Below are 13,959 nucleotides of genomic sequence, written 5' to 3'. Positions count from 1 at the left end.
CGTCATAGGGCGCGGGCCCGCTGGCGAAAGTTGGCACGGGTCTTGCTTAAAGACTGGTATGCAAGCTTGTCTACAAGGCAAGCGCCGTCACCGGAAACACCGAGAGCACACCAGGAGCCCCCATGATCAACCGCAATGCGCCCTACGCCTTCAACGCCACCCGCCGCCGCCTGATCCAGGGGGCCGCGATGGGCGCCGCAACGCTGGCCGCGCCCGCGCTGGTACGCGCGCAGTCGGGCCCGGTGATCCGCATCGGCTTCTGGCCCGTGGCCGCCGGCCTGCCCTTCTACGCCGCCATCGAAAAAGGCTACTTCAAGGAAGCCGGCCTGAATGTGGAACCGCTGAAGTTTGCGGGCGCCCAGCAGGTCATGGAGGCCATGCTGGCCGGACGCGCGGACGGCAGCGCCAACGGCACCGGCTCGGCCAACCTGGCTATCGGGGAAATCGCCTCGCCTGGCCTGTTCAAGATTTTCGCCTCCAATCCCAGCAACGCCAAGAACGTGCTGGACGAGTTCATTGTCGCGAAAGACAGTCCCATCAAATCCATCGCAGACCTCAAGGGGAAAAAGGTCGGATCTGGACCCGGCATCCAGAACGCCACGCTGGCCAAAGCAGTACTGGAGCGCGCCGGCGCAACCGGGGCAACCGTGGTCGAGTTGGCGATCAGCCAGCACGTCGCCGCGGTTGCCGCCGGCCAGTTGGATGCTTGCTACACGCTGGAGCCCACAGGCACTGTGGGTCGCTTGAACGGCACCACCCGCGTGCTGGAAACCGGCGTCATCGCCAAATACGTACTGGGCGACCCGATGGCGCCGTGGTTTGGCGGATCGGCCTCGCTGACCACCGCCTTCCTGAAAAAGCATCCTGAAGAAAGCAAGAAATTCATCGCCGCCTATGCGCGCGGCATCGAACTGATCCGTACCAAGCCCGAAGAGGCGCGTCCCTTCATGAAGGGCTACACCGCCATCGAAGGCCCGATGACCGAAGCCGTGCCGCTGGCCGCCTACACGCTCTACAACGAGTTCACGCCCGGCGACATCCAATACTTTCAGAAATTCTTCGACCTCTTCACTGACAAGGGAATCTTCGCGCAGAAGGTCGACGTATCGACCATGCTTTACAAGGGCTGATCCATGACCGCAACCACCGCAAGCGGCGCCGCCACAGCGAAGAAGCCGCCCGCCAGGTTCAACGGAACCCGTCTCTTGCCGCTGATCGGCCCGCTGGCGCTGTTCGTGGTGTGGGACCTGGTTGTACGCCTGCAACTGGTCAGCCCCGTGCTCTTGCCCACGCCCAGCGCCACGGTCGTGGCGTTGGTCAAGGGCCTGGCGGGGGGCCCATTGCTGTGGGACTTCCTGTCGTCCTTGAACCGCACGCTGCAGGCCTTCATCATCGCCGGCGTCATCGGCGTGCCCTTGGGCGTGCTGCTCGGCAGCAATGAAAAGGCCTATCGCAGCGTTGAATTCCTGGTGGATTTTTTCCGATCCACCCCGTCGTCCGCGCTGATACCGCTGTTCCTGATGATCTTCGGCGTGACAGACATGAACAAGATCGCCATCGCCGCTTTCGCGGCGGTGCTGGTCATCCTGTTCAACAGCGCCTACGGCGTCATCAATGCGCGCAAGCAGCGCGTGATGGCGGCGCGCGTGATGGGTGCGTCGCGGTGGCAAATCTTCAAGGACGTGCTCATCTGGGAAAGCCTGCAGCCCACGTTCGTGGGTCTGCGCAGCGGCGTGTCGATGGCGCTGGTGATCGTGATCGTGGCGGAAATGTTCATCGGCTCGGACAGCGGGCTGGGCAACCGCATCATCAATGCGCAGCAGGTGCTGAACGTGCGCGAGATGTACGCGTCGATCCTGGCGGCCGGCGCCCTGGGCTATGTGCTGAACATTCTTTTTCTCATGCTGGAAAAGCGCGTAGTCCACTGGAGCGGCCGATAAATGTCCACCGTCATCAACCCCATCATCGCCCCCGCGCCTGCCGCAGCACCGTTCGCGCCTGGCCCGCTCGGCACGCACATCACCATCCGCGGCCTGACCAAGTACTTCGCGGGCTGGCCGCTGTACGAAGACTTCAACCTGGACATTCCCAAAGGCAAGATCGTCTCGGTATTCGGCCCCAACGGCTGCGGCAAGTCCACGCTGATCAACATGATCGCGGGGCTGATCCCCATCGACGCCGGCGAGATCCTGTTCGACGGCAAGTCACTGGCGCAGACCAAGATCGGCTACGTCTTCCAGAACTACCGCGAAGCCATGTTCCCGTGGCTGCGCACCATCGACAACATCGCCTATCCGCTGCGCCTGGAAGGCCGCAGCAAGGCCGAGGTGGACGCCCGCGTGGAAGAACTGGTGGCGTCATTCGACGTCAAGTTCGACCTGAAACGCTACCCCTATGAATTGTCGGGTGGCCAGCAGCAGACGGCCTCCATCATGCGCGCGCTGGCCCCCGGCCCCGAAGTGCTGTTTCTGGACGAGCCGTTCTCGGCGCTGGATTTCGAGATGACGCTGTTCATCCGCGAAAAGCTGCAGGAAGTCTTCATGCAGACCGGCACCACCATGCTGCTGGTCTCGCATGACCTGGAAGAAGCCGTGTACCTGGCCGACCAGATCCTGCTCCTGACCAAGCGGCCCACGCGCGTGGCCGAAATCCTGGACTACGCCGACGCCCGCCCCCGCACCGTGGAAACGCTGTCCGAACCCAGCTTCATCCAGATGAAGAAACTCAGCCTGGAAATCTTCCAGCGCGAAGTGCGCAAGTAAGCAAGCCAGTCACCATCCAGTCCACCGGGAGAGTCCGCCATGACCCAGGAAACCATCGATCAATACGTGCGCAGCGCCTTGGCGCTGTCGGGGTATGCCTTGCGCGAAGCCACCACGGCCGAGGTCGTGCAGCAGTTCTCGCGCATCCACGACATTGCGGCCAGCTTCGTGGACGAAGCGCTGCCCGTCGAGCTGGAATCGGCTTCGGTGTTCCGCCCGTGACCGGCCCCGCCGCAGACATCGCCCGCCAGGTCGCCAGCGGCGAGCGCAGCGCCGTGGCCGTGCTGGACGCGACGATCGCGCGCATCCGCGAGCACGATCCCCGCTACAACTGCTTTACCGCAGTCACGGAAAGCCGCGCGCGGCAAGAGGCGGCGGCTATCGACGCGCGACGCACCCGCGGCGAACCGTTACCGCCGCTGGCAGGCGTGCCCTACGCGGTAAAGAACCTGTTCGACATCGCCGACGAAGTCACGCTGGCCGGCGGACGAGTCAACGCCTCCAACGCGCCGGCCCCCCAGGATGCGCGGTTGGTAACCCGCATGCGCGAGGCTGGCGCGGTGCTGGTCGGCGCGCTGAACATGGATGAACACGCCTACGGTTTCACCACCGAGAACACCCATTACGGCGCATGCCGCAACCCGCACGACACCAGCCGCATCGCAGGCGGCTCGTCCGGCGGCAGCGCCGCCGCCGTGGCGGGCGGTCTGGTGCCGCTGACGTTGGGATCGGACACCAACGGGTCTATCCGCGTGCCGGCTTCGCTTTGCGGCATCTTCGGCCTGAAGCCCACCTTGGGCCGCTTGCCGCGCACGGGGTCCTTCCCCTTCGTGGGCAGCCTGGACCATCTGGGGCCTTTCGCCGCCAGCGCCAGCGATCTGGCTGCCGCCTACGATGCCTTGCAAGGCCCGGACGCCGACGACGCGGCCTGCGCGCAATACGCCGTCGATCCCGTCCTGCCTGGCCTACGCGCCGGTGCGCGCAACCTGCGCGTCGCGGTGCTGGGCGGGTACTTTGCGGAATGGGCCGGCCCGCAGGCGCGTCGCGCCGTCGAGATCGCCGCCCGTGCGCTGGACGCCACCGCCGTCGTCGAACTGCCCGGCGCAGCGCAGGCTCGCGCCGCCGCCTTCATCATCACCGCGGCCGAAGGCGGTGCGCTGCATCGCCGCCGGCTCGTCACGCACTACGACTATTACGAACCGCATTCTCGCGACCGTCTCGTCGCGGGCAGCCTGGTGCCCGCCGCCTGGGTGCAGCAGGCGCAGCGCGTGCGTCATCGCGTCTATCGCCAAGCGCTGGCCTTGTTCGACCAATATGACGTGCTGATCGCGCCCGCCACGCCCGTTTCCGCCACCAAAGTCGGCACCGACTGGTTGACGCTGGCGGGCAAGTCTTTGCCGGCGCGCGCCAGCATGGGTCTTTTGACGCAACCGATCTCTTGCATCGGTCTGCCGGTCTGCACGGCGCCCACCTGGCCCGAAACCGAGCAGGACGGGCATCTGCCGCTAGGCGTGCAATTGATCGGCGCCCCCTGGCGCGAAGCCGACTGTCTTGGCGCCGCCTACGCGCTGGAGCAGGCCGGCGTGTCCCGGGTCCGTACGCCCTGAACCGCCCCTTTCCCGATTCCCTTTCAAGGCAACGCTATGGAAACCGCTTTCACCGCCATCGACATGCCGCGCACGCTGGCCGACACGGCCTACGGGTCGCTGAAACGGGACATCCTGGACTTCCGGCTTGCCCCGGGCGACCGCTTCACGGAAACCGAGATCGCGGACCGCTTGCAAGTCAGCCGCACGCCCGTGCGCGAAGCGCTGTTCCGGCTGGAACGCGAAGGCTATCTTGAGGTGCGGCAGCGCAATGGCTGGCTGGTCAAGCCGCTGGACTTCAATACGCTGGACCACTTCTATGAGTTGCGCAGCGTGCTGGAAATCGCGGCCGTGCACGCGCTGTGCACCCCAGGCCAGGTGCCGGCCCCCCTGCGTGCGTTGCATGCGCTGGCCGACATCTGGCTGGTGGACGACAGCGAACGTTCCACCGACGGCGAGTGGCTGGCCGACCTGGATGAACGCTTTCACATCGACCTGGTGGCCGCGGCCGGCAATCCCGAGATATCGCGCGTGCACCGCGCCGCCACCGAACGCATCCGCATCGTGCGGCGGCTGGATTTCACCTTGCCCGACCGCGTCGGCAAGACCTACGAGGAACATGGCGCAATCTTGCGCGCGCTGCTGGCGCGCGATGCGCCCGACGCCGCCCGGCTGCTGCAATCCCATATTCAGGATAGCCAGACGGCCGTGCGCAAGATCACGCTGCACCGTCTGTATTCCACGCGCCGCGCCAAGGCGGCCTAGGCGCGGTCCAGGATGGTCTTCAACCCGCCCGCAGCCAGCGCTGCAGCACGCGCGTGATGACGGGGATGCAGACAAACACCATGATGGGCGTCAGGATCACGCTGGTGATCAACACGCGCCAGAATATCGGCAGGATGCTCAAGTGCTCGCTGACCAGTATCGAGAACACCAGCAGGACCGGAAAGTAGGCCAGCCAGATGCTGACGGCCTGCTTCCAGCGCGGCGGCGCGCTGGCGGCCTTGGGCGCAAACCAGCCCTCGGTGCCGCTGACCCGGTGTTCGTGGCTGGCCCGCACCAGCGTTGCCCCGCGTTCCAGCCACATCCGGCGCGGCAAGGATTTTTCCCAGCGGTTCAGGCTGGCCGCATCGGTAAAGCGCAGCACGATCTGATACTGGTCGCCGCCTTCGGGCGGTTGCAGCACGCCCGACCCGAGAAAGCCCGGGAACCCCGCCGCGAGGATTTCGCCCTGGCGCATCCAGGACAGAAAATCGCTATAGCGCTCGGGCGCGATGTGCCGGGTAACCAGCATGGTCACCGGGGCGGAAAGGGCGGAACTGGACATGGCGGAACTCCTGGGCAGCGGTGCAGCGTGTTATGTCATGCGAATGCAGTGTTAACCCTAGCAAGCGGCATGCCAGCCTTGCGGCGCAACAATCCCCCTGGGCGAATGGCGTTGCGAACGCCACCGCGGACAATTGACGCACCGCACCAGACACCATATTGGTGATTACCCTAGAACTCGCACCAGAACGGTGCATATGGAGAAGACGCATGGAAATCAACCTGCCCGACGTCGTGGCGGAAGTGACAGCGGCGTTCGAGCGCTACGAGACCGCCCTGGTCAACAACCAGGTGGACGTGCTGGACACCCTGTTCTGGGATAGCCCGCACACCTTGCGCTACGGCGCAGGCGAAAACCTGTACGGCTACGACGCGATCCGCGCATTCCGCGCCGGGCGCTCGCCGCAGGGCCTTGCCCGCCGCGTGCTGCGCACGGCCATCACCACCTACGGCACCGACTTCGCCACCGCCAACCTGGAATTCCAACGCGACGGCAGCGAGCGCATCGGTCGCCAAAGCCAGACCTGGATGCGCACGCCCGCGGGCTGGCGCGTAGTGTCCGCGCACGTTAGCCTGATGACATAAAGTTGCCACGGCGCGCCGCCACACTCGACTGGCCTGCGTGCGATAACGATATTCGGAATCGGCATTGAGCAGGCTGCTGTCCAGGTCTACACTGAGCATTCCATTTCCCGTTGGAGCACACGCCTCATGAGCACCTACAAGATTGCTGTTTTCGTCGGAAGCCTGCGCGCCGCCTCCATCAATCTGCGGCTGGCCCGTGCGCTTGAAAAGCTGGTTCCTGCCGATTTCAAGTTCGAGTATGTGAGCCTGGGCGACATCCCGCTCTACAACCAGGACAACGAGAACAATCTGCCCGCGCCGGCCGCCAAGCTCAAGCAGCAGATCGCCGACGCGCAAGGCATCTTGTTTGTCTCGCCCGAGCACAACCGTTCGCTGCCCGCCGCCATCAAGAACGCGATTGACTGGGGTTCGCGCCCGTGGGGCCAGAATTCGTGGCCCGGCAAGGCCGTCGGCATCGTGGGCGCATCGCCCAGCGCCGCGGGCACCGCAATGATGCAGCAGCACCTGCGCAACATCCTGGCCGCCGAAGGCGCCAATGCGCTGACCACGCCCGAAGTCTTCCTGCAATATTCGGAAGGCCTGGTCGACGACCAGTTCACCATCACCAACGAAGGCACGCGCAAATTCCTGCAAGGCTGGATTGACCGCTATGTGGATTGGGTCAAGAAGCTGAACAGCTGATCGCCGCCGCTGCCGGCCAGGGCCACGGCCCGGCCGGCGCCGATCGCCCGATCTACCTCCGGGCGATCAAGCCCCCCGATGCGTCGGGGGGCTTTTTTTATAGGACGGATTCGTCACTCTTCCTCAGGTACTCCAGACACCGGCTGACTATCATGCTGATGTCCCGTGACTTGCCCTGCGTTTCGCTGGAGAAGTGATGTTCATCCCGCTCTTGATTCTCAGCCCATTGGCAATGATGTGGCTGCTGGCCTTGTGGCATCACCCGCCTGCCCGGCGGCAAGCGCGGATACTGGCGCGCGATCTGTGGGCTCCGCTTCTGCAGGCGCTAACCAAACCAAAGGGCAAGCAACGGGATGCGTTTGCGCAGTTCTTTGCAGGCACTGCGATCGCAAGCAGCGTGGGGGCCGCCTCTATCGCATTCGAGACTCCCGCGGATCAAGCGGCATGGGCGTGGTATTTGAAATTGGTCGCACTGATAGTGGTGCTGTTGCTGACGCTGGCGCTGGCTAGCTATTGCTACCCCCGACGCCGCGGCGTCTGGCGGCAAGGAGGGTTGAATGGAATTCGGAACCGTCGTCATGTTTGGCTACTTCGCCGCCGTGGTCGGCTTCGGCCTATTCGTCGCCAACAACATCGCAAAGGCCGACCAAAAGAAGCGGCGTGAGCTATCGCGTCGCCGGCGTCGCCGCCCTGCGGCATGACGCCGGCTCGATACTTATCCCCGCCAACTGTGGAGAACGTTGAGGACAGCTTTGGGGTAGACCGGAAATCCCCTGTCCTGCCAAGCACTTGCAGGGGGTGATCAAACAATGCCCAATCATCCTTTTGGATGAGTTTTCGCGATTTTATCCACGAAAAGGCTGGATGCCTGTCCAGGCCTTTACTGGCATGAAGACCGCATGTGGATTTGTCCCAGCATTCTGTGGAAAAGCATGAGGACAGCTTGAGGGCAGGTCCGAAATCCCTTGCGATATCAATGCCCTGCAAGGGGTGGTCAATAAAGGCCCAGAGGCGGGATTTGCAGCCCGGGTTGTCCCCGCCAAATGTGGATAAGCCTGAGGACAGTGTGCGGGTAGTCGCCAAATCCCCTTATGCAGCAAGGACTTGGAGCGAGCGGTCAAGAAACGCTCAGCCAGATGCGTAAAGCGGCACGGCCTCGACCCTTGCCAAGCGATGGGGATAAGCAGACAGGCTTGTCCCCATCGAATGTGGACAAGCCTCTGAACAGTCGGATAACAAGCCTGAAAAGTCCTTATCCGACAATCACTTGGAAGGGCTGCTCAAAAAAGACGCAGCACGGACATCACTCATTGCCTTCCAGCCGCATGCCAATCTTCAACCCGACCTGCCAATGCGCCACCTTGCCGTCCTTGATGTGGCCTCGCACTTCGGTCACTTCGAACCAATCCAGATTGCGCAGGGTTTCCGAGGCGCGCTCGATGGCTTTGGCGATTGCATCATCGGTGGACTTGGTGGAAGAGCCCACCAGTTCGATTTGCTTGTAGACATGGTTCGACATAGCTCGTCTCCGCTAACGATGTGAGTCTTCAATCGTCGGCCCAAGCGCCTTTCCGGCGCTTACGACCGGCAATCCATTCGAACACACAGGATACCTCCGCAGCGATAGAGTGGTGTTACGAGTTCCGTCGCCCGGTCTCGACAGGCGACGGAATCCGCTCCCGCAACCCAGCAAGGAGACCACCATGCCTGAACGAAAAACCCTGGAACGCGCCAAGCGCGACAAACGCCAAGGCAAGTCGGCATCGACGCAGGCCGGAGAATTCGTGCGCGAAGAAATCGACCACGTCCGTGAGGGCAAGCACGGCGTGCGGTCCACCAAGCAGGCCATCGCGATCGGACTGTCCGAGGCGCGCCGCGCTGGCGTGAAGTTGCCGGCTTCGAAGGGCGCCAGCGCGGCGACCAAGCGCAAGGCTGAACAGGACACCCGCGCGGCCAAAGAGGGGCACGCCAAGTCCGCCACGCGCGCCCGCGCCACCACCGCCGCGTTGAAAAAAGAAAGTACCAAGCCCGCGTCGCGCGCCGCGCTGTCCCGCCAAGCTACCAAGACCGCCAGCCGGCGCACGGCGGCGGACCGCTCGGCAGCCGCCAAGAAAGCGGCCGCCACCAAGGGTGCGGCGGGACGGTCCGCCGCGGCGAAGAAAGCGGCCCGCACGCGCGCAGCGAACAAGCAGGCGGGCGGCGCGCACCATCGCGCCGCGCATTGAACGAGGCTGCACCTAGCCTGCGTCGAAGAGCCTGAAGCGCTCCTGCAGGAATTCGCGCATGCGTTTGACGGCGGGCGACAGCAGCATGCGATGCACGCACAGCAGGTACAAGGGTGATGGCTCGGTGACGTAGTCCGGCAGCAGTTCAACCAGCCTGCCCGCGCGCAGATCGGACAGCACGTCGTAGCGTGACTTATAGGCCACGCCGTGCCCGGCCAGTGCCCAACGCCGCACCAGGTCGCCGTCGTCGCCCACGCGGTCGCCCTTGACCGGCACCGTCGTGCTGGTGCCTTCGCGTTCAAAGGTCCAACGGTCATGCAAGGTTTCGCCCAGCACGAACGACAGGCAATTGTGGCGGCGCAAATCGGCGGGCGCCTGCGGCACGCCATGGCGCGCCAGATAGGCGGGCGATGCGCACACGACGCGACGGTTGTGCTCGGCCAGCGGCAGCGCCACCAGCGCCGAATCGTTCGGCGTGCCATAGCGGATGGCGATGTCGACCGGCTGGCGATACAGATCCGCCAGCCGGTCGCTGATGCGCACCTGGAAGCTGACGCGCGGATGCTGGTGCTGAAAATCGTCCAGCCAGGGCAACAGCACATTGCGCCCCAGGTCCGAGGGGATGGAAACCGACAGCGTGCCCGAAATCGCGGTCTTGTCGCGAGCCATCGCGTTCTTGCCGGCTTCCAGCGTGGAGATCGCCGACCGGGCGTACTCCAGGTAGCGTTCCCCATCGCTCGTCAGCCGCAGGCTGCGCGTCGAGCGCACGAACAGGCGAGTCTCAAGCGTCAATTCCAGCCGTTTGAGCGCGGCGCTGGCCACGGCGGGCGTCAAGTCCAGTTCGCGCGCAGCGGCGGAAAAGCTGCCGTGGTCAGCTGCCGCCACGAAGATCTTCAAGTCCTCGAACCGGACCATGATCGCCTCATTTTCAAAAAAGTATTGAAACTGAGTCGGATGCTAGCCGGTTTTTCATCGCGGCGGACTGGGTAATCATGGCCCTGTTCCCCGACATCTTTGGAGTCACCGTATGAAAATTGAACTGAACGGCAAGAAAGCCCTGGTCACCGGATCTTCTGGCGGCATCGGGCTGGCCATCGCCCTTGGATTGGCCGAAGCCGGCGCCGAAGTCGTCCTGCACGGCCGCAATGCCGACAAGCTGGCCCTCGCTGCCCAAGCCATCACCCGGAAATTCCCCACTGCCCACGTGAGCACCGTGCAGGCAGACCTGGCCACGGCCGATGGGGCGGCCTCGGTTTGCGCCGCCCATCCCGATGTGGACATCCTGGTCAACAACGCCGGCTTCTTCGCGCCCAAGTCCTTCACCGAAATCACCGACGACGACTGGCAGACGATGATGGACACCAACGTCATGAGCGGCATCCGCCTGTCGCGCTACTACCTGCCGCGCATGATGGCCGCGAACTGGGGCCGAATCATCTTCATCTCGAGCGAATCCGGCGTGCAGATCCCCGCTGAAATGATCCACTACGGCGTCAGCAAGACAGCCCTGCTAGGCGTGTCGCGCGGGTTGGCCGAACTGACCGCCGGCACCGGCGTCACGGTCAACGCGGTGCTGCCCGGCCCGACGCGCTCGGAAGGGGTGGCCGACTTCTTCGCGGAAATGGCCAAGGAACAAGGCGTGTCGCAGGACGACATGGAACGCGACTTCATCGCCCAGCACCGCCCGACGTCGCTGCTGCGCCGCCTGGCCACGGTGGAAGAGGTAGCCAACATGGTCGTCTACACCTGCTCTACGCAAGCCTCGGCCACCAACGGCGCCGCCCTGCGCGTCGACGGCGGCGTGGTCCGCTCCATCCTGTGATTTCCGCCCTTACCCCACACCGAGCCGCCCCATGAAAGCCATCGCCTATTTCAAGAACCTGCCCGCCGACCACGCCGACGCCCTTCAAGACATCACGCTTGACGAACCCGTGCCCGGCGACCATGACCTGCTGGTCGACGTGCACGCCATTTCCGTCAACCCGGTAGACGTGAAAATCCGCGCCAACCGCGCGCCCAAGGACGGCCAAGCCGAGGTCATCGGTTGGGACGCCGCCGGCATCGTGCGCGCCGTGGGCGCCAAGACCAGCCTGTTCAAGCCCGGCGACCGTGTCTGGTATGCCGGCGCACTGAACCGGCCGGGCGCCAATAGCGAACGCCATGTGGTCGACGAGCGCATCGTCGGCCCCATGCCCGACACCCTGGACTTCGCCCAGGCCGCAGCCCTGCCGTTGACGACGATCACCGCCTGGGAGCTGCTGTTCGACCGCCTGCGCGTGCTGGACAACGCCGCGCCCAGCCAGCGCACCCTGCTTGTCATCGGCGCGGCCGGCGGCGTGGGGTCGATCCTGGTGCAGTTGGCGCGCCAGTTGACCGGCCTGACGGTGATCGGCACGGCCTCGCGTCCCGAAACGCAAGCGTGGGTGCGCGAGCTGGGCGCTCACCATGTCATCGACCACAGCAAGCCCCTGACCGAAGAGCTCAAGCGCATCGGTTTCGATCAGGTCAGCTATATCGCCGGCCTGAACCAGACCGACAAGCACTTTCCGCAGATGGCGGCGGCAATCGCCCCGCAGGGCAAGATCGCGCTGATCGACGACCCGGCCGCCATCGACGTCCGCTTGCTGAAAGGCAAATCCGCGTCGCTGCATTGGGAATTCATGTTCGCGCGCCCCCTGCACAACACGCCCGACATGATCGCCCAGCACGAACTGCTGAACCAGGCGGCCCGCCTGATCGACAACGGCACCCTGCGCACGACGCTGGGCGAGCACTACGGCACGATCAACGCCGCCAACCTGCGCCGCGCCCACGCGTTCATCGAAAGCGGCAAGGCACAGGGCAAGGTCGTGCTGGAAGGGTTCTGAACCGGGCGTTTGCCGGGGCATCCCAGGGGCTTCGCCCGTTTCCGGGCGGGGCCCCTCGCCATTCAGGCCGGAAAGCGGTAAAAACGCGGGCGGACTGTTCCGCACGTAAATTACCGGGAGCTTCCCCTGCTTGCCCATTTAATCGATCAAACGCGAGAGCCGCTCCTGTGGGGAATGGTCGCGTTTACCCTGTTGATGCTTCGGCTGGCTCCGTTGCAGGGCTGGAAAGCCGTCATCGTGGCCGGCGTCGCTGCCGGCATGGTGTTCGACACGATCCAGTTCCGCGTCGGCCCGCCCCGCCTGTGGGACTCGCTGGTCTTCGGCTCCATTCTGGCGGCCCTGCTGGCCGCAGCGGTCTTGGAAACGGCCTTTCACTTGTTCGCGCGGATACGCGCCGGGCGTGCTCAAGGCTGAAGGTTAGGCTAGCCGCGCCCTTCCCGCTTGGCGCGGGCGTGCGGGTCATTGATCTCGGTGTCGAGTTCCGTGATCAGCCAATCGAACCAGCCCTTTTCCGTGCGCGCGTACACCACTGCGGCAGGCGTCTTGCCGTCGCGCCAGCCGGCCTGATGCGTGTCCATCCACGACGCCAGGCTCTTGTGCGGCGCCAGCAGGCCCGACAACCAGGTCCAGACGTAGTCGGGCACATTGCGCCGGAAACCCTTGGCGCTGGCATAGATGGTGGGCTCAAGCGGCAGGCTGCCCGAGCGGGCCAGCTTCTCCTGCACCCGGCGCAACGTCTCGGCTGCGGCCTGCAATTGTTCGGTGCTGAGCTTTTTCACGTAGGGACTCCTGGGTTGGATTTGCCCGGATTATCGCCGGAGGTACCGGCGCTTTCCAAGCACTGCGTTCTGAGGCAGCAGGGTTCAGCGCTAGCCGCGCGGCAGGGTCAGGCCCAGCAAACAGGTGGCGCTGAACCGGGCTCCCGATTCCAGCGTCCGCATGCCCGTGCGTGTATCGCCGTCGGCCGCCCGGTTGAAGGCATCCGCGACATTGGTGACCGGCTCCACGCACAGAAAGTCCGAGCCCGGCGCGGTATAGACCACAAGATGCGCAAACGCGGGATCCGCGTGTAGCGCCAATTCACGCCCGTCCGCCCAGTGCAGGGTGGCGCGCCCTTCCCATTGCGACAGATAGGTATCGCACCCTTGGGCCGACTGGCGCAACTCGCGCACATGCTTGACCCGGCTGCCCGTCGGTATGCCGTCCTCATCGGCCGGCCACACTCGCCGTGCATTCAGGGTGACCCGCTCGGCGGTGAAGTACGGATGGATGCCCAGTCCGAAAGGCATGGGCGTATCGCCCTGGTTGGTGATGCTCAAGGACAAGCTCAACCCGCGCGCGTCCAGCCGGTAGCGCTGCACGCATTCGAACGGCCAGGGCCATCCCAGCACGCCGGCCGGCTGGCTCAGCACTAGATCAACACGGTCTGCCGCAAGGTTGCGCACCTGCCACGCCTGGAACAGGCCGGCGCCATGTATCGCGTTGGGGCGGCCTGCCACAGATTGCAGCGCATGCCGCGCGCCATTGAAAGTGAACACGCCATCGCGGATGCGGTTGGAATACGGCGCCAACGGGTAGGACCCCGCCCGCGGCCATTTGCCCGCCGGCCATTGGGTCGGCGTCAGCGGCACGATCCAATCCAACGCACCGGTCGACAAGCGGGTCAGGCGCCCTCCGCCACCAGGCGCGAATTCGGCTTGATGCCCACCGCCTGAAATGACGACGCGCTCGGTCGCATCCAAAGGGTCGGCAAAAGGGTATTCCTGCATCAGCGGCTCCCGCGGCAGTCACAGTGCCACGTCGCAAGATTGTGACGCCGGCATCCTGCGGGGGCAAGTTGGGCTAGCGGGACGGCGCCGCCGCAACGTCCGATGCGCCCGGACAAACAAGTCCCAACCCTTCTCCCTGCCCCCCGCTCCGGCCCGAT

18 protein-coding genes are annotated in these 13,959 nt (G+C 64.7%); 13 read left to right on the top strand and 5 right to left on the bottom strand.

All coding sequences use genetic code 11. The features are described from left to right. The first annotated feature begins 122 nt into the window (after nt 1-122). The 6 genes from AC3WMU_RS00230 to AC3WMU_RS00205 are packed head-to-tail and all read left to right on the top strand — an operon-like array spanning nt 123 to nt 5,113. Nucleotides 123-1,130: an ABC transporter substrate-binding protein gene (locus tag AC3WMU_RS00230; RefSeq protein WP_006225487.1), complete on the top strand. Its 1,008-nt coding sequence runs from the start codon at nt 123-125 to the stop codon at nt 1,128-1,130. Between the two features lie 3 nt (nt 1,131-1,133). Then, nucleotides 1,134-1,940 (top strand): ABC transporter permease, encoded by an 807-nt coding sequence (locus AC3WMU_RS00225; protein WP_035213440.1) that lies wholly within the window; start codon nt 1,134-1,136, stop codon nt 1,938-1,940. Continuing rightward, nucleotides 1,941-2,762, top strand: a complete 822-nt coding sequence (locus tag AC3WMU_RS00220) for an ABC transporter ATP-binding protein (RefSeq protein ID WP_006225485.1) — start codon at nt 1,941-1,943, stop codon at nt 2,760-2,762. A 39-nt stretch (nt 2,763-2,801) separates the two neighbouring features. Continuing rightward, nucleotides 2,802-2,984, top strand: a complete 183-nt coding sequence (locus AC3WMU_RS00215) for a DUF4089 domain-containing protein (protein WP_006225484.1) — start codon at nt 2,802-2,804, stop codon at nt 2,982-2,984. Then, on the top strand, nt 2,981-4,369 hold the full coding sequence (locus AC3WMU_RS00210; protein ID WP_492281627.1) for an AtzE family amidohydrolase: 1,389 nt from the start codon (nt 2,981-2,983) through the stop codon (nt 4,367-4,369). Before AC3WMU_RS00215 ends, AC3WMU_RS00210 begins: the two co-directional genes overlap by 4 nt. Nucleotides 4,370-4,405: 36 nt before the next feature. Next, entirely contained in the window at nt 4,406-5,113 is a 708-nt protein-coding gene (locus AC3WMU_RS00205; protein ID WP_492281626.1) for a GntR family transcriptional regulator, read from the top strand. A gap of 19 nt (nt 5,114-5,132) precedes the next feature. Here AC3WMU_RS00205 and AC3WMU_RS00200 read toward each other — a convergent pair whose 3' ends face one another. Next, nucleotides 5,133-5,675, bottom strand: coding sequence for an antibiotic biosynthesis monooxygenase (locus tag AC3WMU_RS00200; RefSeq protein ID WP_006225481.1), 543 nt, complete (start codon nt 5,673-5,675; stop codon nt 5,133-5,135). A 209-nt stretch (nt 5,676-5,884) separates the two neighbouring features. Between AC3WMU_RS00200 and hpxZ the strand changes: the two genes are divergently transcribed. From hpxZ to AC3WMU_RS00185, 3 genes are all read left to right on the top strand, one after another. Next, nucleotides 5,885-6,259, top strand: coding sequence for an oxalurate catabolism protein HpxZ (hpxZ, locus tag AC3WMU_RS00195; RefSeq protein WP_006225480.1), 375 nt, complete (start codon nt 5,885-5,887; stop codon nt 6,257-6,259). 126 nt (nt 6,260-6,385) lie between these two features. Continuing rightward, the gene (locus AC3WMU_RS00190; RefSeq protein WP_088589114.1) at nt 6,386-6,940 is read left to right on the top strand and encodes an NADPH-dependent FMN reductase; all 555 of its coding nucleotides are present in this window, start codon (nt 6,386-6,388) and stop codon (nt 6,938-6,940) included. A gap of 196 nt (nt 6,941-7,136) precedes the next feature. Further along, complete coding sequence (locus tag AC3WMU_RS00185) at nt 7,137-7,604, top strand: hypothetical protein (RefSeq protein WP_315136211.1); 468 nt, start codon at nt 7,137-7,139, stop codon at nt 7,602-7,604. Nucleotides 7,605-8,243: 639 nt separating this feature from the next. Here the strand turns inward: AC3WMU_RS00185 and AC3WMU_RS00180 are convergent. Beyond that, nucleotides 8,244-8,459 carry a dodecin gene (locus tag AC3WMU_RS00180; protein ID WP_006225477.1) on the bottom strand — a complete coding sequence of 72 codons (216 nt, stop codon included), beginning with the start codon at nt 8,457-8,459 and terminating at the stop codon, nt 8,244-8,246. Nucleotides 8,460-8,643: 184 nt separating this feature from the next. On the opposite strand from AC3WMU_RS00180, the gene AC3WMU_RS00175 reads away from it, so the two are divergent. Then, a complete protein-coding gene (locus AC3WMU_RS00175) occupies nt 8,644-9,165 on the top strand; it encodes a DUF6496 domain-containing protein (RefSeq protein ID WP_006225476.1) in 522 nt (173 codons plus the stop codon). A 12-nt stretch (nt 9,166-9,177) separates the two neighbouring features. Here the strand turns inward: AC3WMU_RS00175 and AC3WMU_RS00170 are convergent, their stop codons facing one another. Further along, nucleotides 9,178-10,080, bottom strand: coding sequence for a LysR family transcriptional regulator (locus AC3WMU_RS00170; RefSeq protein ID WP_006225475.1), 903 nt, complete (start codon nt 10,078-10,080; stop codon nt 9,178-9,180). Between the two features lie 112 nt (nt 10,081-10,192). Between AC3WMU_RS00170 and AC3WMU_RS00165 the strand changes: the two genes are divergently transcribed. The 3 genes from AC3WMU_RS00165 (at nt 10,193) to AC3WMU_RS00155 (ending at nt 12,446) form a co-directional block, all read left to right on the top strand. Further along, entirely contained in the window at nt 10,193-10,987 is a 795-nt protein-coding gene (locus AC3WMU_RS00165) for an SDR family NAD(P)-dependent oxidoreductase (protein WP_088589117.1), read from the top strand. Between the two features lie 31 nt (nt 10,988-11,018). After that, nucleotides 11,019-12,032, top strand: coding sequence for a zinc-binding alcohol dehydrogenase family protein (locus tag AC3WMU_RS00160; RefSeq protein WP_492281625.1), 1,014 nt, complete (start codon nt 11,019-11,021; stop codon nt 12,030-12,032). A gap of 174 nt (nt 12,033-12,206) precedes the next feature. Then, nucleotides 12,207-12,446: a hypothetical protein gene (locus AC3WMU_RS00155; RefSeq protein ID WP_006225472.1), complete on the top strand. Its 240-nt coding sequence runs from the start codon at nt 12,207-12,209 to the stop codon at nt 12,444-12,446. A gap of 8 nt (nt 12,447-12,454) precedes the next feature. Here the strand turns inward: AC3WMU_RS00155 and AC3WMU_RS00150 are convergent, their stop codons facing one another. Next, on the bottom strand, nt 12,455-12,811 hold the full coding sequence (locus AC3WMU_RS00150) for a hypothetical protein (protein ID WP_488704434.1): 357 nt from the start codon (nt 12,809-12,811) through the stop codon (nt 12,455-12,457). Between the two features lie 90 nt (nt 12,812-12,901). Further along, nucleotides 12,902-13,801 carry an aldose 1-epimerase gene (locus tag AC3WMU_RS00145; RefSeq protein ID WP_492281624.1) on the bottom strand — a complete coding sequence of 300 codons (900 nt, stop codon included), beginning with the start codon at nt 13,799-13,801 and terminating at the stop codon, nt 12,902-12,904. Nucleotides 13,802-13,959: the final 158 nt, after the last annotated feature.

It is taken from the genome of Achromobacter sp. FW305-C-13 (assembly GCF_058783475.1).
This window is presented reverse-complemented; position numbering and strand designations above follow the sequence as displayed.